The sequence below is a fragment of the Acidovorax sp. Leaf78 genome, assembly GCF_001422735.1.
GTDB lineage: Bacteria > Pseudomonadota > Gammaproteobacteria > Burkholderiales > Burkholderiaceae_C > Acidovorax.
The window spans coordinates 166,496-189,455 of sequence record NZ_LMLZ01000023.1; the positions used below are offsets into that span (position 1 = coordinate 166,496).

A 22,960-nucleotide genomic window follows, 5' to 3' on the forward strand; every position below is an offset into this window, starting at 1 on the left:
GGCCTGCGTGCATCACCGCGCCTGCAGGGCGCTGGCAGTGGTTGGTAGTGCAAGCGTGCATCACAGAGTCCGGGCGATTTCCTTGATGTCGAAGAATTCGAGGTGATCGCCTTCCTTGATGTCGTTGTAGTTCTTGAGCTTGATACCGCACTCAAAGCCTTCCTTGACATCCTTGACATCGTCCTTGAGGCGCTTGATCGAATCGACTTCGCCGGTGTAGACCACCACGTTGTCGCGCAGCAGGCGGAAGCGTGCGTTGCGATGGACCATGCCCGAGGTGATGTACGAACCGGCAATCGTGCCGATCTTGGTCGCCACGAACACCGTGCGGATCTCGGCCGTACCGATGATTTCCTCGCGCTGCTCTGGAGCCAGCATGCCGGACATGGCCACGCGCAGCTCGTCCACAGCGTCGTAAATGATGCTGTAGTAGTGCAGATCGACGCCATTGCCTTCGGCCAGCTTGCGTGCACCGGCATCTGCCCGTACGTTGAAGCCGATCACGATGGCCTTGGAGGCGATCGCCAGGTTGATGTCCGACTCGCTGATGGCGCCCACTGCGGCGTACACCAGTTGCACCTTGACTTCGTCGGTCGACAGCTTGAGCAGCGACTGCGCCAGCGCTTCCTGCGAACCCTGCACGTCGGCCTTGACGATGATAGGCAGCATCTTCACTTCGCCTGCCGTCATGTCGGCGAACATGTTCTCGAGCTTCGCGGCCTGCTGCTTGGCCAGCTTGGTGTTGCGGAACTTGCCGGCACGGTAGGTCGCGATTTCGCGGGCACGGCGTTCGTCCGTGAGCACCATGAATTCGTCGCCGGCCTGAGGCACTTCGGTCAGACCCTGGATTTCCACCGGGATCGACGGGCCTGCTGTCTTGGCCACCTTGCCGTTTTCGTCCAGCATGGCGCGCACGCGGCCATAGGTCTGGCCTGCCAGCACGATGTCGCCGACCTTGAGGGTACCGGACTGCACCAGCACGGTCGCCACAGGGCCGCGGCCCTTGTCGAGCTGCGCTTCGATCACGAGGCCCTTGGCCAGCGAGTCGACCGGTGCCTTGAGTTCCAGCACTTCAGCCTGCAGCAGCACTTGTTCGAGCAGCGTGTCGATGCCCATGCCGGTCTTGGAAGACACAGGCACGAATGGCGAATCGCCACCGTATTCTTCAGGCACCACTTCTTCGACCACCAGTTCCTGCTTGACGCGGTCTGGGTTGGCATCGGGCTTGTCGGCCTTGGTGATGGCCACCACGATAGGAACACCAGCCGCCTTGGCGTGCTTGATGGCTTCCTTGGTCTGGGGCATGACGCCGTCGTCCGCTGCCACCACCAGAATCACGATGTCGGTCGCCTGGGCACCGCGGGCACGCATGGCCGTGAAGGCCTCGTGACCGGGGGTGTCGAGGAACGACACCATGCCGCGTGGCGTTTCCACGTGGTAGGCACCGATGTGCTGCGTGATGCCGCCGGCTTCGCCCGCGGCCACCTTGGCACGGCGGATGTAGTCGAGCAGCGAGGTCTTGCCATGGTCCACGTGGCCCATGACGGTAACCACAGGGGCGCGGGGCAACAGCTCGACGTCCTTCTGGCTCGTATCGTCGTCGGTGAAGGCTTCCGGGTCGTCCAGCGCAGCCACCACCGCCTTGTGGCCCATTTCTTCCACCATGATCATGGCGGTGTCCTGGTCCAGCGGCTGGTTGATGGTGACCATCTGGCCCATCTTCATCAGGGCCTTGATGACTTCGTTGGCCTTGATCGACATCTTGTGTGCCAGCTCCGCCACCGTGATGGTTTCGGGAACGTGCACTTCGATGATGCGCGCCTCCACCGGGGCTGCCTGCTGGTGGTCGTCACGGTGGTCGCGGTTGTCGCCGCGACGGCCGCGCGGGCCACCGCGCCAGTTGTTGCGGCCGACACCGCCGCTGCTGTCGCCGCGGGTCTTGATTTCTTTCTTCTTGGCAGCGTCGCCAGCCCAGCTGGAGGACAGCTTGGCGGACTTGACTTCCTTGCCTGCACCGGGTGCACCGGCACCTGCTGCGGCAGGGGCGCCCGCACGGGCAACGCCTGTGCCAACGGCCGGCTTGTGCAGCGTGCCCTTCTTCGCGTCGCCCACGGCAGCGGGCTTGGCCACTGGCTTGGGTTCTTCGGGCTTCTTGGCGACCATGACCGCCTTCTTGGGCGTGGCCATCATGGAGCGGATGGCGGCAGCTTCGGCCTCGGCCTTGCGGCGGCGGGCGTCCAGGTCGGCAGCGCGTGCGGTTTCTTCGTCGGCACGGGCCTTGGATTCAGCAGCGGCCTTTTCGCGGGCTTCGGTCTGGGCGGCATTGCGCGCAGCGGCCTCGGCAGCTTGTTCGCGGGTGGCTTCCTGCTTGACGGCAGAGGCCTGGGCCTTCTTCTCTGCTTCCTGGGCTGCGTAGGCGGCGGCACGCTCTTCGGCTTCGCGGTCGCGCTTTTCGCGGGCTTCGCGCTCGGCACGCTTTTCGGCCAGCTCGGTTTCCTGGCGGCGGATCAGCTCGGCCTGGCCGCGGGCTTCTTCCTCGCGGCGGGCCAGTTCGATGTCCTCGCTGGAGACAGCGACTTCTTCGACGGCTTGCGCGGCAGATTCGGCCGTGGTCGCGACATCTTCATCGCGCTGGATGAAGGTGCGCTTCTTGCGCACTTCCACCTGGATGGTGCGCGCCTTGCCGGTGGCATCGGCCTGCTTGATCTCGCTGGTGGATTTCTTCACCAGCGTGATCTTCTTGCGGTCGGCCGAAGCCGTGCCATGGCTGGCCTGCAGGTAGGCGAGCAGCTTTTGCTTGTCCGACTCGGTCAGTGCATCCGACGGGGCGGCCTTGCCCACGCCAGCAGCCTTGAGCTGGTCGAGCAGGGTTTCAGGCGATTTCTTGAGTTCGTTAGCGAACTCGGCGACAGTATTACTGGACATATATGGTTCGTGCCTCCCTGACCTTTACTCTTGCTGCCCCGCGAACCAATGTTCGCGCGCCTTCAGGATCAAGGCTTTGGCATCTTCTTCAGACTGTCCGGTCAGGTCGGTCAGTTCATCTAGGCCCAAATCGGCCAGGTCGTCACGTGTATGCACACCGCCGTCGGCCAGCTTGCCGATCAATTCGGGGGTGAGGCCTTCAAGGTCGCGCAGGTCTTGGGAGACCTCATCCACGCTTTCCTCGCGGGCGATTTCCATCGTGAGCAGCGCATCCTTGGCACGGGCGCGCAGCTCGTTGACGGTGTCTTCGTCGAAGCTTTCGATCTCCAGCATTTCCTGCAGGGGCACATAGGCCACTTCTTCGAGGCTGTTGAAGCCTTCGGAGATCAGGATGTCGGCGATTTCCTCGTCCACATCCAGCTTTTCCATGAACAGCTTGCGGGCCGTGTCGGTCTCGGTGGCCTGCTTTTGCGCGCTTTCGGCGGCGTCCATGATGTTGATCTTCCAGCCGGTCAGATCGGACGCGAGGCGCACGTTCTGGCCGCCGCGGCCGATGGCGATGGCGAGGTTTTCCTCGTCCACCACCACGTCCATGGCGTGCTTTTCTTCATCGACCACGATGGAGGACACGTTGGCCGGGGCCAGCGCGCCGATGACGAACTGGGCGGGGTCTTCGGACCACAGCACGATGTCCACGCGCTCGCCGGCGAGCTCGTTGGTCACGGCGTTCACCCGGGTGCCGCGCACTCCGACGCAGGTGCCGATGGGGTCCACGCGCTTGTCGTGCGACAGCACGGCGATCTTGGCGCGGGAGCCGGAGTCACGGGCGCAGGATTTGATCTCGAGCAGGCCTTGCTCGATCTCGGGCACTTCCTGGCGGAAGAGCTCGATCATGAACTCGGGCGCAGAGCGCGACAGGATGATGGGCGCGCCACGCAGCGTCAGGTCCACTTCCATGATCATGGCCCGCACGCGGTCGCCGCTGCGCAGGTTTTCCTTGGGGATCATTTCGCTGCGGCGCAGGCGGCCTTCCACCCGGCCGGACTCGACGATGATGTCGCCCTTGTCCATGCGCTTGACGGTGCCGGTGAAGATGCGTTCGCCGCGCGACATGAAGTCGTTGAGCAGCATTTCGCGCTCTGCGTCGCGGATCTTCTGCAGGATGACCTGCTTGGCCGCCATGGCGCCGATGCGGCCGATGGGCACGGAATCGACACCTTCTTCGATGTACTCGCCGACTTCGATGTCCGGGATGCGATCCTTCGCGTCCATCAGCAGCTCTTCGGCTTCAGGATTCTGCAGGCCGGCATCATCGGGCACCACCAGCCAGCGGCGGAAAGTCTCGTAGTTGCCGCTGTCGCGATCAACGGACACGCGAATGTCCACCTCGCCCTGGTACAGCTTCTTGGTAGCCTGGGCCAGGGCAGACTCCACGGCGCCCAGGACCACGTCCAGCTCCACGTTCTTCTCGCGTGAAATGGCCTCAACCAACATCAACAATTCGCGATTCATGCGACGACTCTCCTATTTCAATCACCTGAGGGCAGTGGCAGCGCGCTGCAGCCCCACCTCGTTTGTTCGATCGTTCGGCGGCTCAGGCGGGCGCTGCTGGCCCAGCCTTGCCTGCACGCCCCTTGAAGTCCACGATGGGCGCCAGACGGGCATCCCTGATTTCATCCAGGGAAAAGCCCAGAGCCTGCAGCGGCGCGGGCACGCGCTTCTTGCTGACCTTGGCTCCCGGCTTCACGGCGGGCTCTTCGCTCCACACGATCTGCCAGCCCCCTGCCTCGGCCCGCTCCAGCGTGCCGCGAAATTTCTTGCGGGTGGCGTTGACCTGCCCGCTCGCTGCGGCGCCGATGGGCGCCTTCAAAGTGATGTCGATGACCGAGCCTGCAAAACGCACGAAGTCCTGTTCGTGGCGCAGGGGGCGGTCGATGCCGGGTGAGGACACCTCAAGGCGCTTGTACTCGACGCCATCGACCTCCAGCGCAAACTGCAGCTGGCGGGTGACCTTCTCGCAATCCTCGACCGTGACGAACTGATCGAGCAGGGGCGCGGGCGCATCGGCGGCCGGCTGCACCCAGGGCAAGTCGATGGTGATGCGCAGCAGACCACCGGCGGAGCGTTCGATCTCCACCAGGTCATACCCCAGGCCCGTCACTATTTGTTCAACGACTTGCTGCAATGCCACGTGTTCAGTTCAATCCCGGATAAACCACAAGATCTGGCGCAAACCGGGATCAGGCACCTGGCCCACCCATGGTGCACACGGCGTGTGCACCCATTTTTTTGCGTCAGTCCAAAACAAAAAACCCGATAACCCCCGGAGACTCTTCTCCGACAGCTTCGAGCTCCAAAAGCGTTCGACCAAAAAAAACGGGCGGTTGGTACCCGCCCGTTTGGTCGTGAGACTCGTATTGTAGCGTGCAAAGTGTTGATTTGCAAAGGCGCGCACTCGCAAAACTGTTGTGAACGCACCCCGAATCCGGCGAAAACCAGCATTCATGCGGCTGCGAGCGGGGTGCACGCCATGGGCGACAAATACCCACAGCCAAAACGGCACGTGGCGCGCGCCCCACACGCGCCAGCCGCTATCACTGCGATAGCGGCGCCAGCAGCTCGGCCAGGTCGCCCTCGGTGAACAGCGGCTCCTTGCGCGCGGCGGCGCCGCTGTACAGGCTGCCGGCCAGCTGCGCCTTCCTGTCCTGCAGCGCCAGGATGCGCTCTTCGATGGTGCCCTGCGCCACGAGCTTGATCACCCACACGCTCTGCGTCTGGCCGATGCGGTGGGCGCGGTCGGTGGCCTGGGCCTCGGCCGCGGGGTTCCACCAGGGGTCGAAGTGGATCACGGTGTCGGCCTGCGGCAGGTTCAGCCCCACCCCGCCCGCCTTCAGGCTGATGAGGAACAGCGGCACCTGCCCGCTGGTGAACTGCGCGATGACCGCGTCACGCTTTTGGCTCTGCCCGGTGAGCTTGACCCAGGGCAGGCCGCGCTTTTTCAGCTCGGCCTCGATCAGCGTGAGCATGCTGGTGAACTGCGAGAACAGCAGCACCCGCCGCCCCTCGGCCAGCATCTCGGGCAGCATCACCATCAGTTGCTCCAGCTTGGCCGATGCGTTGACGGCCCGGGCGGCGTCGAGCGGCAGCAGTTGCGGGTGGCAGCACACCTGGCGCAGCTTGAGCAGGGCATCCAGCACGGTGATCTGCGATTTGGCCAGCCCTTTGGTGTGCAGCGCCTCGCGCACGGTTTTCTCCATGCCCAGGCGGATGGTCTCGTACAGGTCGGCCTGCGCGCCGGCCAGCTCCACTGGCATCACGGTCTCGACCTTGGGCGGCAGCTCGCCGGCCACCAGGGCCTTGGTGCGCCGCAGCATGAACGGCGTGATGCGCGCGCGCAGCTGCGCCATGCGCGCGCCGTCACCCTGCTTTTCGATCGGCGTGCGAAACACCTGCTTGAAGCGCTGCTGGCTGCCCAGAAACCCCGGCATCAAAAAGTGGAACAGGCTCCAGATCTCGCCCAGGTGGTTTTCCATGGGTGTGCCCGACAGGCACAGGCGGTGGCGCGCGTTGAGCGCGCCCACCACCTGCGCCGCCTGGGTGCTGGCGTTCTTGATGTTCTGCGCCTCGTCCAACACCACCAGGTGCCACGGCTGAGCCAGCCACCGGTCGCGGTCGCGCTGCAGCAGCGAATACGGGGCGATCACGAGGTCGTGCTCGGCCACCGCGTCGGCCACCGCATGGCGGCCCGCGCCATGCAGCACCAGGCAGCGCAGGCCGGGGCAAAAGCGCGCCGCCTCGCGCTGCCAGTTGCCCATCAGGCTCACGGGTGCAATGACGAGCGCGGGGTCGGTCAGGCGCCCGGCGTCTTTTTCGACCTGGATGTGGGCCAGGGTCTGCAGCGTCTTGCCCAGGCCCATGTCGTCGGCCAGCACCCCGGCCAGGCCGTGGGCGCGCAAGAACTGCAGCCAGTTCAGGCCCTGCTGCTGGTATGGCCGCAGGGTGGCGCGCACGCCGGCGGGCAGCGGCACCTGGGGCAAGGCACTGGCGCCCTGCAGCTGGTCCACCACGGCGCGCAGCGCGTGGGCGCCCTGCCACGGCACGCCCTGGCCCAGCGCGGCGCTGGTGCGCAGGGCGTCCAGGCGCGACAGCTTCAGGCTGTCGGCGGTGAAGTCGTGCGCCCGGTCACCCACCAGGTCCAGCAGCGCGGCCATCCAGGGGCGCAGGGTGTCGGTCGGCAGGCGCACGAACCCCGGGCCCTGCAGCGATGGCAGGTAGACATAGGGCGGCAGTTGGGGCAGGCCGGTGGCGGCATCCAGCGGCTGGTCGGCTGCGGCGGCGATCAGGTCGGGCAGCCAGGGCAGGATGTTGTGGCGCACGCCGTTCACCTCCATGCCCAGCGACAGCGCAAACCAGGGGGACGTGGCCTCATCGCCTCCGCTTCCGCCTGCGCCTTCTCCTCCCTTGCCATCGCCATCGCCCGCACCGTCTGGCTGCAGCGCCACGGCCAGCGTGTCGGCATGGGTGATCCAGCCGTTGAGCGCCGCATCCACCGTGACGGCAAAGCCTGCGTCGCGCAGCACCGCGAAGCCGTTGTCGGCCCAGTGCATCCAGGCGGTTTGCGGCTGCTCGCCGGGAATGCCGAACAGGCCGTCGTCGGTGCCCAGCAGGCCCAGGTGAAGCAGGCGTTCGATGGCCGACAGCTCGGCCACTGCATCGCGCTGCAGCAGCACCTGGACGCCGTCGGCCCCCGGGACCATCAAGGCCAGGTCCTGCCCCGCCCACCAGCCCACGTGGCCCTGGTAGTCGAACTGCAATTGCGCGGTGATCAGGCCCATGTCGGGCATATCTGCAGGCGGTGTGGGCGCCAGAAACAGCCGCGCCAGGGGCTTCACGCCCTGCACCCGGGCGAAGGGCGCCCCCACCGGCGGCAGCGGCAGCACGCCGCCCAGGCGGGTGGCCAGCTCGGCCTGGTGCTTTTGCAGCGCCGCGGTGCTCAGCGCCGGCGCCTTGAGCAGCATGGCCAGTTGCGCCGCGCTCAGGCCCTGCAAGTCGACCGTGCCGCACAGGCCGTTGGCAGCGTCCACGTACAAAGGCGGACTGTTGCTGCACAGCGTGGCCGTGGTGCCGGGCAGGCCGGGGCGCAGCGCCCAGGTGGTGTCGCCACCGGCCGCAGCCGGGGCGCGTGACTCGTGCCAGGCCCAGGCGATAGCCAGCGGCGGCCCCCAGGCCAGGGGCGTGCCCACCATGGAGCCGCCCGCATCCGCGAACAGGCGGCCGGTGCTGGCCGCCTGCTGCAGCGCCAGCACGCCCACCGAGCCCTCCAGCACCGCCACCGGCCCGGCGCTGTAGGCCGAGTAGTAGCCCAGCCCGCGCGGCATGGCGCGCAGCAGCTGCAGCACCTGGCGGTCGGCGTCGCTTGCGCGGTCGTACACCGCCTGCCCTGGCGCGGGCTGGGTGCGCACCGGCTTGGGCTTGGCCCAGCCGCCGGTCAGCTTGGGGTAGGAGACCACGGCTTCGAGCTGCATTTGCTGCAGCGTGGCGCGGGGCAGCCCCACGGTGGAGACCAGATACAGGTACTGCTCGGGCCGGTCCACCTGTGGGTCAGCGGGTGCGGTGGCCGACGCGCCCGCCGCGCGGTCCCATTCGCGCAGCCAGTGCACCAGCCGCGCCTCGGCCTCGGTGCGGGCCAGCGCTTCCTTGCGCTCTTGCAGGGCCTTCAGCGCGTCCGCAGCCTGGGTGGCCTGCGTGGCCGTGGCCGGCGGCTCGCCGCCCAGGTGCACGGATTTGAGCGCCAGCGCCACCGCGTGCTTGCAGTCGGCCCCCACCGGGCAGCTGCATTCGCCCCACCACGACTGGACCACGCCGGCGTCGGACAGGGTGAGCTGGACGCGCACGGCATACGGCACCGGCTGGCTGCCCAGCACCTCGCCGTCCAGCGCCCACCCGGCCATGCCGTCCGGCTTGACGGCGATGCGCAGCACGGCCCCCTGGCGGTGCAGCGCTGCCCCGCGCGACCAGGTGCCTTTGTCGCACTGGGCCTGCAATGAACCGATCTGGAACCAGGGGGGACGGGGCGTAGGCACAAAATCCAAGCAAAAACCGGCTCTACCGCTTGTCTATCAAGCGCCAGCAGCTATAAAAAAAGGAGCATTCCGCACCAACAGAAGAGAAAACCGCCGCAGCGCCTACCGGCTGCGCGCAGCACGCACGCGCTCGAAGACCTCTTGCGCCTCACCCCCCGTACCGCCTGTACTGCCCGCACCGCCCGCCTGGGGCGACGACGCCTGCAGGCTGGCCAGCAGCCGCCCCAGCACCGGCGCCTGCGGCAACAGCGGCCCGAGGAACAGCGCCCGTTCGCCATCGGCGATCAGCAGCGTGGGGAAGGTTTCCACATCCAGGTCACCGGCGATCTCCGCGTCGTCCTCGATGTCCACCCATTCGAAGCGCACGTCCGGGTGCGCGCGGGCCAGTTCGTCGAACAGGAGGCGGTACACGCCGCAGGTGCCGCACCAGGCAGCGCACAGGCACACGGCCCACCAGCCGCCCGGGGTGGCGGCGGCCGGGCTCTGCGGCGTGGGGTCTGGCAACGAGGCCGGGCTTTGCATCGACGGGGGCTCCTTCGGGGGTGGGCGGCGCGGCGGGCGCTGCCGGCAGACCCTGCCACCGCACTACCGCACCTTTACATGCCGCGCCGTTCGCGGGCGCGGTAAACCTCGATGGTACCCACACCGGGCGCCCGGTTGCCCCAGCTGTTGCGCACAAAGGTGGTCACCGCCGCCACGTCCTCGTCGCCCAGCGTTTGCTGAAACGGCGGCATGCCGTGCGGGCGCGGGTTGCCGGCCGTGGCGGGCAGGTAGCCGCCCTGCAGCACCACCCGCACCACGTTGGTCGGGTCGGCCAGCAGCACGGCGCGGTTGCCCGCCAGCGCCGGGAAGGCGCCCGCCTGGCCCTGCCCTGCATCGCCGTGGCATTGCGCGCACTGCTGCTCGTACACCTTGCCGCCCCGCGCCATGGCGGCGGCGGGTGGCGCGGTGTAGGGCGCCGGGGTGGCGCGGGCGGCCTGCTGCGGCAGCGCCTGCAGGTACACGGCCATGGCACGGGCGTCGGCATCGGTCAGGTACTGCGTGCTGCGGAACACCACCTCGGCCATGGGGCCCAGCACCGATCCGTGCGGGGCCACGCCGGTTTTCAGCAAGGCCACCACGTCGTCCGTGGCCCATTCCTTCACGCCCGCCTCGGCCGCCGCGTTGAGCGCGGGGGCATACCAGTTCTGCACCGGGATCAGCCCGCCGTTGAAGGCCTTGGCGTCGGCCGTGGCGCCCAGCGCGTTGCGCGGCGTGTGGCAGGCCGTGCAGTGGCCCAGGCCGTTGACCAGGTAGGCGCCGCGGTCGTATTCCGCCGTCTTCGTGGGCGCGGCGTCGGCCGCGGTGCTGGCGGCGCCCGGAGCAAAGAACAGCGCACGCCACACCGCCAGCGCCGCCTGCGTGCTGTACGGAAAGCGCAGCGCGTGTTCGCGGTTGGCCTGCGCCGCAGCGGGCACGCTCTGCAGGTACGCAAAGATGGCGTCCGAATCCGCGCGCGTCACCTGGGTGTAGTTGGGATACGGAAAGGCCGGATACAGCAGCCGCCCGTCCTTGCTGCGGCCATGGTGCATGGCGCGCCAGAACTCGGCGGACGTCCAGCTGCCGATGCCCTGCGCCGGGTCGGGCGTGAGGTTGGAGGTGTGCACCACGCCGAACGGCGTCTCGATGCCGCGCCCGCCCGCAAACGGCGCGCCGCCCTGCGTGGTGTGGCAGGCCATGCAGTTGCCGACGCGCGCCAGGTACTCGCCGCGCGCCACCAGCGCGGGCGTGCTCTGCAGCGTCTCGGCCGCGGGCAGCGGCTCTTCGCCGCGCAGGTTGAGCGTGATGACGGCCGCGGCCGCGATGCCCACGGCTGCCAGCACGGAAGAAAGGGTCCAGAGGATGCGTTTCATGGGTGCATCCTTCTCAACGTGCTGAAACTGCAGCAGCCACCGGCACCTCGGCCACGCCGCCGCAGCGGGCGGGCATGGCGGCCGGCAGGGTGCGCGCGGGCTTGCCGCCCCCGGCCACGGGCTGGGCCGCCAGCCAGGCCGACACGGCGCTCACATCGTCGGGCGTCAACTGCCGGGCGATGTCGGCCATGCAGTCGGGCGCATGGGCGCGGCGCTGGCCGGTCTTCCAGGCGCCCAGCTGGCTGTTGAGGTAGTCGCGCGGCAGGCCCAGCAGGCCCGGGATGGACGGCGCCACGCCCGTCATGGCGCTGCCGTGGCACGACACGCAGGCGGGGATGCGGCGCGCGGCGTCGCCCTGCTGCACCAGCACGCGCCCCTGTTCCAGCGCGGCGGCTGGCGCCTGGGGTGCGGGCGGCGGCGGGTACGGCACGTCTTGCGCCGCAAAGTGATCGGCCATTTCACGCAGGTAGTCGTCCGTCAGGTGCTCGATGAGGTAGGTCATCTGCGGGTAGCTGCGCCGCCCGTCGCGGAAGTTGAGCAACTGGTTGGCCAGGTAGCCCGCCGGCTTGCCCGCGATGCGCGGGAAGTAGCCCTCCTGCGTGGCCCGCCCTTCCTTGCCGTGGCAGGCGGTGCAGGCCAGCACGCGCGAGGCCATGGCGGCGGCAGGCACCGTGGGCGCTGCTGCAGCCGTGGCAGATGCGGACATCGTGGCCGACGCCGTGGCTGGCGGGGTGGGAGCAGCGGGCGCGGCCAGCGCGCTGGCGCTGAAAACCGCCGCTACCGAGACAGCCGCCACCGCAGCAGCAGGCCAGCCAGAAACAGGGCGCAGCAGGCTGCGCAGGCAATCAATCATGGGTTTTATTCGGGTGGGGATCGACAGGGTCGCCAGCTGGGCCGGGCGTTCATCACCGCCCGCACCAGCGCACCACGGCACTCTACGCCCAACCCCCAAAACAGTACAGATTCAGTTTCCAGTTAAAAATACAGATCAGTTTGCGCTGTATCCGCTCCCAGGCCCCCATGGCCCAAGGGGCCCACCCCGTCAGCCCGCCCCCCATGAAACGCTACGAACGCCACGCCGACGCCATCGCCCAGCTCATCCACAGCCGCGCACTGCGCCCGGGCGACCGCGTGCCGTCGGTGCGCGAGGCCAGCCGCACGCGCGGCATCAGCCCGTCCACCGTGTTCGAGGCGTACTACCTGCTGGAGGCCCAGGGGCTCATCCACGCCCGGCCGCGTTCGGGCTACTACGTCAGCGCGCGGCTGCCCGCCACCGGGTCGCGCCCCGCAGAGCCCCTGCCCTCGCAGCCCGCGCGCACCTCCACCGGCGTGGCCATCAGCGACCTGGTGTTCGAAGTGCTGGGCCTGGCGCGCGACCGCGACCTGGTGCCGCTGGGCTCGGCCTTCCCGGGGCTGGAGCTGTTTCCGCTGGACCGGCTGGCGCGCTGCCTGGCCAGCGGCATGCGCAAGCTCGACCCCTGGAACATCGTGCAAAGCCTGCCGCCCGGCGACGAACGCCTGCGCCAGCAGATCGCGCTGCGCTACGGCCTGCACGGCAGCGCGGTGGCTGTGGAAGAAATCATCATCACCAACGGCGCGATGGAGGCCCTGAACCTGTGCCTGGAGGCCGTCACCCAGCCGGGCGACATCGTGGTGGTCGAATCCCCCACCTTCTACGCCGCGCTGCAGGCGCTGGAGCGGCTGAACCTGCAGGCGCTGGAGATTGCCACCCACCCGCGCGACGGCATCGACCTGGCCGCCCTGGCCGAGGCGCTGGAGCGCCAGCCCGCCCACCAGCGGGTCAAGGCCTGCTGGCTCATGCCCAGCTTTCAGAACCCGCTGGGCAGCCTGATGCCCGAAAGCAAGAAGCGCGAGCTGGTCGCCCTGCTGGCCCGCCACCAGGTGCCGCTGATCGAAGACGACGTGTACGGCGAGCTGCACTTCGCCCCGCACCGCCCGCCCCCGGCCAAGGCGTTCGATACCCACGGCCTGGTGATGCACTGCAGCTCGTTCAGCAAGAGCCTGGCGCCCGGCTACCGCGTGGGCTGGGTGGCGGCGGGCCGCTTTGCCACGGCGGTGCAGCGCTTGAAGCTCATGACCACCCTCTCGGCCGCCACGCCGTCGCAGCAGGCGCTGTCCGAATACCTGGCCCAGGGCGGCTACGACCGGCACCTGCGCCAGCTGCGCCGCAGCCTGGCGCAGCAGCAGGCCATCGCGCTGGGCGCGGTGGCCCGGCACTTCCCGCCGGGCACGCGGGTGTCGCAGCCCGAGGGCGGGTACTTTGTGTGGGTGGAGCTGCCGCCGCAGGTCGACGCCCTGCAACTGCACCGCCAGGCACTGCAGCAGGGCATCAGCCTGGCGCCGGGGCAGATCTTCTCGGCCGACCGGCGCTTTGCCCACTGCGTGCGCATCAACTACGGGCACCCGGCGCAAAGCCGCCTGGAAGCCGCGCTGCAGACGGTGGGCGAGCTGGCGACGGCCCTGGCCCAAAGTAGCCCAGGGCCGGGCGAGCACGGCGATTCAACCGCTGATTGAATCTATGAATCAACCAATAGTTGAACCGCGGCGGGCCGCGCGGACCCGCCCGCACCGCGCCACCACAGCACGTTTTGGCTTGCAGCCACCTGACGAAACCCCGCGGCGTTGGAAAGGCCCAACCTCGGGTTCTCCCGACCTCGGCACGGCTTTTGCAACGGCATACTGACCGCCGCCCGCAACCCGGGCAGCGCTACCAGTCTGGCAACCCGCCAGCATCCACCACCCACCCAACGCCCCACCATGGCAGCACCCCAGCATGTCCCGTTTCTGACCGTGGAAGACGAAGACGACTGGGTCGTTTCGTTCGCCCTGGGCCCGCTCGGTGCCAGCCGCCTCACGCTCACGCGCACGCCGCATCTCGAATTCATGCTGCGGCCCGAGCAGCGCGGCGTCTCCGTGGGCGGTGTGGAGGCCGGCCAGCGCCCCACCCTGCTCGTGGCCGTGCAATGGGGCCACAAATGCGTGGACGTGGTGTCCACCGCCAAGCGCTACAGCCTGGACATCAGCAAGGTGGACAGCGCCACGCGTGCGGCGGCGCTGCGGGTGCTGGGGAAGATGAATTTCGATCAGCGGTTTCAGCTGGCGAATGCGTGAGTTCGCGTCGGTGAGCCAGGGCAGCATCAGAAGCGCGCCCTTACCCACTCCCCATAACCGTTCGGGCTGAGCTTGTCGAAGCCAGGGCTCACACGCCCTGAATGAGCAGCCCTTCGACGTGGCTCAGGGCGAACGAAGCCAGGGCACACGCGCCCTGTGGTGGCAGCCCTTCGACAGGCTCAGGGCGAACGGAATTGAGGCTCAGGGTGAACGGAATTAAGGCTCAGGGCGAACTAGCTATGGTTCAAGGTGAACAGCGTTGGAGCCAGATCAGCCTCGACCCCACCAGACTCACACCACCAACGGATCCAACGGCTTCACCACCCGGCACGGGTTCCCCGCCGCAAACACCCGCGCCGGCACATCCCGGGTGACCACGCTGCCCGCACCAATCACAGCACCATCGCCAATCGTCACGCCCGGGCAGACGATGGCGCCGCCGCCGATCCACACGTCCGCGCCGATGGTGATCGGCACGCCCAGCTCCAGCCCACCCGCACGCTCCTCGGGCGACATGGGGTGCGATGCGGTGAAGATCTGCACGCCCGGCCCCATCATCGTGCGCGCGCCGATGTGCACTGGCGCCACGTCCAGCACCACGCAGTTCACGTTGAAGTACACGCCCTCGCCCAGCGTGATGTTGTAGCCGTAGTCGCACTGAAAAGGCGGCGTGATCGCCACGCTGGCCGGCACGCCCGGCACCAGTTGCGCGACCAGCGCCTTCACCGTGCCCGCGGTGTCGGGCCGGGTGGTGTTGATGTCGTGGCACAGCTGGCGCGCGCGCAGGCGGTCGGCGGTCAACTCGGGGTCGGCGGCGTTGTAGAGCGCGCCGGCGATCATCTTGGATTTTTCAGAGGTCATGGGCCATTGTCCCAGCCCTGCCACGCCAGTCCGGACGGGTCAGCCCAAGGGCGTCCACTTGCGCTCGCTCGCGGCGGACTCCACCACTTTCTCGATGAAGCGCACGCCCTCGGCCCCGTCTTCCACGCGCGGGTAGTCGGCCTCCAGCGCGGTGGCGGTGCGCCCCGCGGCCCGCGCCCGGATGTCGGCCGCCACGCCCAGGTAGACATTGGCAAACGCTTCGATGAAAGCCTCCGGGTGCCCGGCCGGAATGCGCCCTGCGCGCAGCGCCGATTCGCTCAGCCAGGGCGAGCCACGGGTGAGGATGCGGCGCGGCCCGTCCACCGGCGAATGCACCAGGTGGTTGGGGTCCTCCTGCCGCCACACCAGCGTGCCGAGCGTGCCGGACACCTGCAGGCGCACATCGTTCTCCAGCCCCGCCGCCACCTGCGACGCGACGATCACGCCGCGTGCGCCGCCCGCATAGCGCAGCAGCAGCTGTGCGTCGTCGTCCAGCTGGCGGCCTGCGCCGAAGGTGGTGAGGTCGGCGCACAGCGCCTCGGGCCGCAGGCCGGTGACGGTGGCGGCCAGGTTCTCAGCGTGCGATCCGATGTCGCCCATGGTGCCCACCGCGCCGCTGCGGGCCGGGTCCAGCCGCCAGTCGGCCTGCTTGTTGCCGCCGCCCTGCTCCACTGCCGTGGCCAGCCAGCCCTGGTTGTATTCCACGGTGACCTTGCGCAGCATGCCCAGGGCGCCGCTGTGCACCAGGTGGCGGGCCTCGCGCACCATCGGGTAGCCGGTGTAGTTGTAGGTCACGCCGAACACGGTGCCGGCCTTCTTCACCGCCGCCACCAGCTCATCGGCCTGCGCGCTGGTGTGCACCAGCGGCTTGTCGCACACCACATGAAAGCCCGCCTGCACAAAGGCCAGGGCCACCGGGTGGTGCACGTGGTTGGGGGTGACGATGCTCACCAGGTCGATGCGCTCATCGGGGCTGCGGCGCAGCTCGTCGGCCAGCAGGTCCTGCCAGCTGCCGTGGTTGCGGTCGTCCGCCAGGCCCAGCTCGGCGCCGGATGCGCGGGCCCGCTCGGGCGATGACGAGAGCGCACCGGCCACCAGCGCGAACTGGCCGTCGAGCGCCATGGCCTTGCGGTGCACCGCACCGATGAAGGCGCCGTGGCCGCCGCCCACCATGGCGTAGCGGAGCTTTCTGACTTCACTGGACATACGGAAGGCCTTTGTTTGTTGTTCTTGGTTCGCTGTTGCCGACACCACCCGGCCGTTCGCCCTGAGCTTGTCGAGGGGCTGTCGAGCACCCTGCCCTGGCTTCGACAGGCTCAGCCCGAACGGTGAGGGAGTGGTGGATGGCGGTTGAATGGGGGCGGTGGCTGGAGAGCCCTCACACGTTCTGCTGGTCGCGCGCAAACACCGCGTCGAACGCGCCTGCCGCGGGCTTGAAGTCGAGCCGCTTGCAGAACGCCGCGCTCTCGGTGGCGCCGTGCACGCGGTCCATGCGGCTGTCCTCCCACTCCACCGAGAGCGGGCCCCGGTAGCCGATGTCGTTGAGCGCGACGATGATGGATTCGAAATCGATCATCCCGCGCCCCACGCTGCGAAAGTCCCAGGTGCGCCGCGCATCGCCAAAGCTGGTGTGCCCGCCGAAGGTGCCCACCGTGCCGTCGCCCTTGCCCCACCACACGTCCTTCATGTGGGCGTTGTAGATGCGGTCGGCAAACCGGCGGATGAACTTGACGTAGTCCACGCCCTGGTAGGCCAGGTGGCTCGGGTCGTAGTTGAAGCCGAAGCGCCGGTGCTGGTTGACCGCTGCAATCGCACGCTCGGCCGAGGCGATGTCGAACGCGATCTCGGTGGGGTGCACCTCCAGCGCGAAGTTGATGTCGTGCTCCTCGAACACATCAAGGATGGGGCCGAAGCGGTCTGCGAAGTCCACGAACCCCTTGTCCCAATACGCCTGCGTGGTGGGCGGAAACGCGTAGATCGAATGCCACACCGACGAGCCCGTGAAGCCGGTGACCGTCTTCACGCCGAACTGCGCAGCCGCACGCGCGGTATCGGCCAGCTCTTCGGCGGCGCGCTGGCGCACGCCCTCGGGCTCGCCGTTGCCCCACACGTGGGGCGGCAACATGGCATGGTGGCGCTCGTCGATCAGGTCGCACACGGCCTGGCCCACCAGGTGGTTGCCGATGGCAAAGCACTGCAGGCCGTGCTGGGCCAGCAGCGCGTGCTTGTCCTTCACGTACTGGGGCGTCGACAGCGCCTCCTGCACGTTGAAATGGTCGCCCCAGCAGGCCAGCTCCAGGCCGTCATAGCCCATGCTCTTGGCCAGGGGCGCGAGTTCTGCCAGCGGCATGTCGGCCCACTGGCCGGTGAAAAGGGTGACGGGTCTGGGCATGGTGCGTGCGTCCTGGTTATTCGGTCCACCCACCGTTCAGCCTGAGCTTGTCGAAGGCCGGGCACGCAGGGTGTGGCTTCGACAGGCTCAGCCCGAACGGGCGGGGGTGGTGTTGAGCCATTCGGGTCGTGGTGACTGCCATGGCTTTTGTCTGGCAATCGTTGAATCCCAACATCCGAACCTCCCAACCTCCCAAATCCGTTCAGCCTGAGCTTGTCGAAGGCCGGGCACGGCTGGGTGCGGCTTCGACAAGCTCAGCCCGAACGGGCGGGGGTGGGTTCGGGTTCGGGTTCGGGTTCGGGTTCGGGTTCGGGTTCGGGTTCGGGCTGGATGGGTTGAGAGCCATGGCTTCCACTTGCCCAGCAAGCAGTCACCGCTATATTTTTAGTAGCTGCTTGCGCTTACCAGACAAGCGGTAGAGACCTTTTTTATCTCAAAACCACCATCAGAACGGCGAGTCGGGGAAGTAGAAGTTCTTCGCGTTTTCCTTGGTGATCAGCACCGACGGGATGATCGTCGTCGCAGGCAGCTTCTCGCCCTTGATGCGCGCCTCGGCCGTCAGCTTGATCGAGTCATAAATGAACTTGGGGCTGTACGACACGTTGGCCTGGATCAGCGGGTTGCTGCCGTCGGCCAGCGTCTTGATCATGCCCTTGGCACCCGCGCCGCCGAACACCAGCTTGATGTCCTTGCGCTTGGCCTGTTCGATGGCCTTGAGCACGCCCACGGCCATGTCGTCGTCGGCGGCCCACACCGCGTCGATCTGCGGAAAGCGCGTCAGGTAGTCCTGCATCACCTTGAAAGCATCGTCGCGGTTCCAGTTGGCGTACTTGGCATCCAGCAGCTTGATGTCGGGGTGGTTCTTGAGCACCGCGTTGAACGCGTCCATGCGCTCGTTGTCCAGCGTGGTCGCAATGCCGCGCATGGCCACTACGTTGCCCTTGCCGTTCAGCGCCTTGGCGATGTACTCGGCCGGAATCTTGCCAAACGCGGTGTTGTCACCGGCCACATACGCGTCCTGCGCGCTGGTGTCCGTCAGGCCGCGGTCCACCACCGTCACGTACACACCCTTGGCCTTGACCTGGGCCACGGGCTTGGTCAGCGCGGCCGATTCGAACGGGAAGATGACCAATGCGTTGATCTTGTTGACCGTGACCAGGTCCTGCAGCTGGTTGGCCTGCTCGGGCGCGCCGCCTGCGGTCTTGACGATGACCTGCAGGCCGGGGTGGGCCTTCTCCAGGTCCTTCTTGGCCTGGTTGGCCCAGTACACGATGCCGCCCGTGAAGCCGTGCGTGGCCGACGGAATGGCCACGCCCACCACCGTCTTGTTGGCCTGCGCCATCGCCGGGCCTGCCAGCGCCAGTGCGGCTGCGGCCCCCACGGCCGAGAGGGCCAGGCGGCGGGTGAAGGACGAAGTTGATGTCTTGCTGTTCATGATGCGTTGTCTCCTGTTGCTGTTGCTGTTGCTGTTGCTGTTGCTTTGCTGAAAATGGCCATGAAAGCCTGGCCGACTGGGGAACACTGACGAAATCAAAAACCGGTGGAAGCGCTTCGGAACGGGTGCAAGCACCTGGGGCCTGCGCCACTCCCCCGTTCGCCCTGAGCCTGTCGAAGGGCTGTCACCATGGGGCGCGAGTGCCCAGGCTTCGACAGGCCTGTCCTGAGCCACGTCGAAGGGCTCAGCCCGAACGGTTCGGGGGTCGGGGCGGCCTCGCGGGGCGAATGAAAGGAATGAAGTGGCGACACGGCCATCACCTCTTTCCACGCTGCATGAAAGCCACGGCGATGATCACGAACCCCTGCACCGCCGCGTTCAAATACACGCTGATGATGCTGGTCAGGTTCAAGATATTGCTGATCACCGACAGCAGGATCGCGCCCACCACCGTGCCGGTGATGCTGCCCGCCCCACCCTTGAGCACCGTTCCGCCCACGATCACCGCGGCGATGGCCTCCAGCTCCCACAGCAACCCCGTGGTGGGCGATGCGGACCCCAGGCGCGGCACGTACAGCAGCGTGGCAATGCCCACGCACACCCCGAGCAGCATGTACGTCAGGATCTTGATCTTGTGCACGTCCACCGCCGCGTACTGCGCCACCTGCTCGTTGGAGCCGATGGCCTGCACATAGCGGCCGTAGGCCGTGCGGTTCAGGATGACGCCGCCGATGACAGCCACCAGCAAAAAGACCCAGACCGGAATCGGCACCCCCAGCAGGTTGGCGTAGTACACCGGGCTGTAGATGTCCGACAGATCGTTCTCCAGCGTGATGGCCCCGCCGTTCGAAAAATACGTGAGGTACGCACGGAAGATGCCCAGCGTGCCCAGCGTCACGATGAAGGGCTCGATGCGCCCCTTGGTGATGAGCAGGCCGTGCACCAGCCCGAACACCGCGCCCAGCACCACCGCCAGCAGCATGCCCACCACCACGGCCGCCATGGGCGAGCCCAGCACGGGCGCCATCGCGTTCATGAACAAAATCACCGAGCCTGCGATCAGCGCCGCCATCGACCCCACCGACAAATCGATGCCGCCCGAGATGATCACAAAACACATGCCCACCGCGATGATGCCGATGAAGGCCGTGCGCGTGAGCACGTTCATCACGTTGTCGTAGGTGGCGAAGTTGCTGTTGAGCAGCGTGCCGGCAATGCACAGCAGCACCAGCCCGATGACCGGGCCCAGGCCGTGCAGCTTGCCCCACCAGGCCGTGGCGCCGCCGTGGCGGCCCGCTGCGGTGGATGCGTTTTCAGCGGGTACCTGTGGCATGTGCGATCAACTCCTCTTCGGTCAAATGTGGTTCTTGCAGCGTGGTCTGCAGCCGCCCGGCGCGCATCACCGCCACGCGGTGGCACAGGCCGATCAGCTCCATCAGTTCGGAAGAAATCACCACCACCGCCAGCCCCTGCTCTGCCAGGCGCTGCACCAGGTGATAGATCTCGCGCTTGGCGCCCACGTCCACGCCGCGCGTGGGCTCGTCCAGCACCACCACGCTGGGGCCGGGGTGCAGCACCTTGGCCAGCGCCAGCTTTTGCTGGTTGCCGCCCGACAGCGACGACGCCCGCACCTCCAGCGACCCGGTGCGGATGCCGAACTCCTGCACCGCATCGCGCAGCGCGGCCTGCTCGGCCGCCGGGTCGAGCCAGGGCTTGGCGTAGCGCTCCAGCGCCATCAGCGTCAGGTTGGGCCGCAGGCTGAAGTGCACGTGCAGGCCCTTGCCCTTGCGGTCTTCGCTCAGGTACGTGAGGCCATGGCGCGCCGCATCGCGCGGGCTTTTCAAATTCACCGGCTTGCCCGCCAGCTCCACCGTGCCGGCCGAGCGCGGGCGCAGGCCCAGCAGGCCCTCGAACAGCTCCGTGCGCCCCGCGCCCACCAGCCCGGCAAAGCCCAGTATCTCGCCGCGCCGCACGTCAAAGCTCACGTCCTCGGCCCAGCCGGGCACCGTGAGGCCGCGCACCTGAATGGCGGGCTCTCCACCCGCAGGCGCTGGCAGCTTGGGCGGAAACAAATCCGCCAGCTCGCGGCCCACCATCAGGTTGGCCATCTGCCGCCGCGTCACGCTGGCCGTGGCCTCGCGCGCCACCAGCAGGCCGTCGCGCATCACCACCACCTCGTCGGTGGTGCGCTCCACTTCGTCGAGCTTGTGCGATATGTAGATGATGGTCACGCCCGCGGCCTTCAGGCCAGCCATCAGCGCAAACAGGCGCTCCGTCTCGCCCGGGGTCAGCGTGGCGGTGGGCTCGTCCATGATGAGCAGGCGCGCATTGCGGGCCAGCGCGCGGGCAATCTCCACCAGCTGCTTTTCGGCCACGATGAGCTTCCTCACGCGCGTGTCGGGGTCCAGCGGCAAACCCACCTGTGCAAGAGCAGCACGCGTCTTCTCGCGCATCGCCTTGTCATCCAGGAAGGGGCCCTTCTTGATCTCGTGGCCCAGAAAGATGTTCTGCGCAATCGTCAGGTCGTCCGCCAGGTTGAACTCCTGGTGAATGAGCACAATGCCCTGCGCTTCGGCCGCGCGCGAGCCGCCACCCGGGGCGCGCACCGCGCCGTCCACCACCACCTCGCCGGTGGTGGGGCTCTCGTACCCGGCCAAAATCTTCATCAAGGTGGACTTGCCCGCGCCGTTCTCGCCCAGCAGGCCGTACACCCGGCCCGGCTGCAGGGCAAAGCCCACGCCGTGCAGCACGCGCACGGGGCCGAACTCCTTGGTCACATTGCGAAACTCGACAGCGACGCTCATCGTGTGGCCCCCACGGCATTGGCTTTGGTCGCAGAAGAAGAGGCACGCGGCGACAGCGCCAAGCTTTGCTGCATGGCCAGCACACCCGCGCCCACCACCCCCGCATCGTCGGCCAGCGGCGCGTATTGAATCTCGAGGTGCCGCGTCGACAGCGCCAGCGACCGGTGGTACACGCTCTGCCGCACCGACGCCAGGAAAAGCGGCCCCATGTCCGTCACCCGCCCCGCAATGAACACATGCGACGGGTTGAAGAAATTCACGATGGACGCCAGCATCTGCCCCACCAGGCTGCCCGCCCGCTGAATGATTGCGTTGGCCGCCACATCGCCCGCGCGGCTGGCCTGGGCCACGTCTTCAGTCGTCAGCGTGCCGGTGGCCTGCAGGCGCTCGGCCAGCATCGCGCTCTCGCCCCGGTCCACGGCCTCCATCGCCATGCGCGCCATGGCGGGCGCTGCCGCCATCGCCTCCACACAGCCCTGGTTGCCGCAGTGGCAGCGCGGCCCGCTCTGGTCCACGCAGATATGGCCCACGTCACCGGCCGACCCGTTGGCGCCCCGGTACACCTGCCCGTGGCACACGATGCCGCAGCCAATGCCCGTGCCCACCTTGATCACCAAAAAGTTGGGCAGATTGCGCTGCAGCCGCCACAGCTCGCCCAGCGCCATCAGATTCACGTCGTTGTCCACAAACACCGGCGCGGCAAATGCCTCGCGCAGGTAGTCGCGGATGGAGAAGCCGTCCCAGTCGGGCATCAGCGGCGGGTTGACGAGCTGCCCGCTTTCAAAATCCACCGGCCCCGGCAGCCCCATGCCGATGGCAATGACCTGCGACGCCGCCAGCCCGCAGCGCGCCATCAGCTCCCGCATCAGCCCGCGCAGCCGCGCCAGGATCACGCCCGGCCCCTGGCGCACATCGATGGGCTCGCGGTGCCGCGCCAGCACCGTCATGTCGGGCCGCATGATCGCTACCTGCATGCTCGTTGCGCCCAGGTCGGCGCCAATGACCACGCCCAGGGTTTCGCTCAAGCGGAGGGTTTCGGCCCGCCGGCCGCCAGAGGATTCTTGCAGGCCCACCTCGTCGAGCAGGCCCTCGTCCAGCAGCGCCGCAACCATGGCGTTGGCCTTGCTCTTGGAATAGGCCAGGCGCTGCGCCAGCGCATTGCGCGACGCGCCCGCGGACCAGAAGATGGTCTGCAAGACGTCCAGGTCTTCGGTGCCGCAGTGACTCCAGCGGGTGGATGGCAAGGCTTGTCTCCTGTCGTTGTTGTGTAGCACCTCATGGGGGTGGGTGCTTGACAGGGATGCTATGCGGTCTACTTTGGCCGGGCAAGACTTAACTTTGACCTAATTTAGGTTAAACACCATTGAATCTAAAGTGCAAATTGTTAGGATAAATGTGCGACCGGCATCTCTACACGCCCGATGTGAATGCCCGAC

General features: G+C 67.6%; 16 protein-coding genes. 2 read left to right on the forward strand and 14 right to left on the reverse strand.

The features are described from left to right. Positions 1–60: 60 nt before the first annotated feature. From infB to ASF16_RS21580, 7 genes are all read right to left on the reverse strand, one after another. Positions 61–2,925, reverse strand: coding sequence for a translation initiation factor IF-2 (gene infB / locus ASF16_RS21550; RefSeq protein ID WP_056172040.1), 2,865 nt, complete (start codon positions 2,923–2,925; stop codon positions 61–63). A gap of 24 nt (positions 2,926–2,949) precedes the next feature. Next, positions 2,950–4,437: a transcription termination factor NusA gene (nusA, locus tag ASF16_RS21555; protein WP_056172042.1), complete on the reverse strand. Its 1,488-nt coding sequence runs from the start codon at positions 4,435–4,437 to the stop codon at positions 2,950–2,952. Between the two features lie 82 nt (positions 4,438–4,519). Further along, a complete protein-coding gene (rimP, locus tag ASF16_RS21560) occupies positions 4,520–5,116 on the reverse strand; it encodes a ribosome maturation factor RimP (protein WP_056172044.1) in 597 nt (198 codons plus the stop codon). A gap of 403 nt (positions 5,117–5,519) precedes the next feature. After that, positions 5,520–8,876, reverse strand: a complete 3,357-nt coding sequence (locus ASF16_RS21565; RefSeq protein ID WP_235507482.1) for a DEAD/DEAH box helicase — start codon at positions 8,874–8,876, stop codon at positions 5,520–5,522. 234 nt (positions 8,877–9,110) lie between these two features. Next, positions 9,111–9,530, reverse strand: coding sequence for a thioredoxin family protein (locus ASF16_RS21570; RefSeq protein WP_056172048.1), 420 nt, complete (start codon positions 9,528–9,530; stop codon positions 9,111–9,113). A gap of 74 nt (positions 9,531–9,604) precedes the next feature. Further along, positions 9,605–10,900: a cytochrome c gene (locus tag ASF16_RS21575; RefSeq protein ID WP_056172049.1), complete on the reverse strand. Its 1,296-nt coding sequence runs from the start codon at positions 10,898–10,900 to the stop codon at positions 9,605–9,607. A gap of 13 nt (positions 10,901–10,913) precedes the next feature. Beyond that, a complete protein-coding gene (locus ASF16_RS21580; RefSeq protein WP_056172050.1) occupies positions 10,914–11,753 on the reverse strand; it encodes a c-type cytochrome in 840 nt (279 codons plus the stop codon). A 203-nt stretch (positions 11,754–11,956) separates the two neighbouring features. Here ASF16_RS21580 and ASF16_RS21585 point away from each other — a divergent pair, with 203 nt between their 5' ends. Both ASF16_RS21585 and ASF16_RS21590 read left to right on the forward strand, forming a co-directional pair. Beyond that, on the forward strand, positions 11,957–13,435 hold the full coding sequence (locus tag ASF16_RS21585; protein ID WP_056172052.1) for a PLP-dependent aminotransferase family protein: 1,479 nt from the start codon (positions 11,957–11,959) through the stop codon (positions 13,433–13,435). A gap of 243 nt (positions 13,436–13,678) precedes the next feature. Beyond that, on the forward strand, positions 13,679–14,032 hold the full coding sequence (locus ASF16_RS21590) for a hypothetical protein (RefSeq protein WP_056172054.1): 354 nt from the start codon (positions 13,679–13,681) through the stop codon (positions 14,030–14,032). A gap of 291 nt (positions 14,033–14,323) precedes the next feature. Here ASF16_RS21590 and ASF16_RS21595 read toward each other — a convergent pair whose 3' ends face one another. From ASF16_RS21595 to ASF16_RS21625, 7 genes are all read right to left on the reverse strand, one after another. Continuing rightward, the gene (locus tag ASF16_RS21595; protein WP_056172057.1) at positions 14,324–14,893 is read right to left on the reverse strand and encodes a sugar O-acetyltransferase; all 570 of its coding nucleotides are present in this window, start codon (positions 14,891–14,893) and stop codon (positions 14,324–14,326) included. Between the two features lie 39 nt (positions 14,894–14,932). Beyond that, on the reverse strand, positions 14,933–16,099 hold the full coding sequence (locus ASF16_RS21600; protein ID WP_056172060.1) for a Gfo/Idh/MocA family protein: 1,167 nt from the start codon (positions 16,097–16,099) through the stop codon (positions 14,933–14,935). A 172-nt stretch (positions 16,100–16,271) separates the two neighbouring features. Continuing rightward, the gene (locus ASF16_RS21605; protein ID WP_056172062.1) at positions 16,272–17,285 is read right to left on the reverse strand and encodes a sugar phosphate isomerase/epimerase; all 1,014 of its coding nucleotides are present in this window, start codon (positions 17,283–17,285) and stop codon (positions 16,272–16,274) included. A 445-nt stretch (positions 17,286–17,730) separates the two neighbouring features. After that, positions 17,731–18,720 carry a substrate-binding domain-containing protein gene (locus tag ASF16_RS21610; protein ID WP_056172273.1) on the reverse strand — a complete coding sequence of 330 codons (990 nt, stop codon included), beginning with the start codon at positions 18,718–18,720 and terminating at the stop codon, positions 17,731–17,733. A gap of 316 nt (positions 18,721–19,036) precedes the next feature. Further along, positions 19,037–20,053: an ABC transporter permease gene (locus tag ASF16_RS21615; protein WP_200926955.1), complete on the reverse strand. Its 1,017-nt coding sequence runs from the start codon at positions 20,051–20,053 to the stop codon at positions 19,037–19,039. Beyond that, on the reverse strand, positions 20,034–21,524 hold the full coding sequence (locus ASF16_RS21620; RefSeq protein WP_056172064.1) for a sugar ABC transporter ATP-binding protein: 1,491 nt from the start codon (positions 21,522–21,524) through the stop codon (positions 20,034–20,036). Before ASF16_RS21620 ends, ASF16_RS21615 begins: the two co-directional genes overlap by 20 nt. Further along, on the reverse strand, positions 21,521–22,768 hold the full coding sequence (locus ASF16_RS21625; protein ID WP_369817185.1) for an ROK family transcriptional regulator: 1,248 nt from the start codon (positions 22,766–22,768) through the stop codon (positions 21,521–21,523). Before ASF16_RS21625 ends, ASF16_RS21620 begins: the two co-directional genes overlap by 4 nt. Positions 22,769–22,960: the final 192 nt, after the last annotated feature.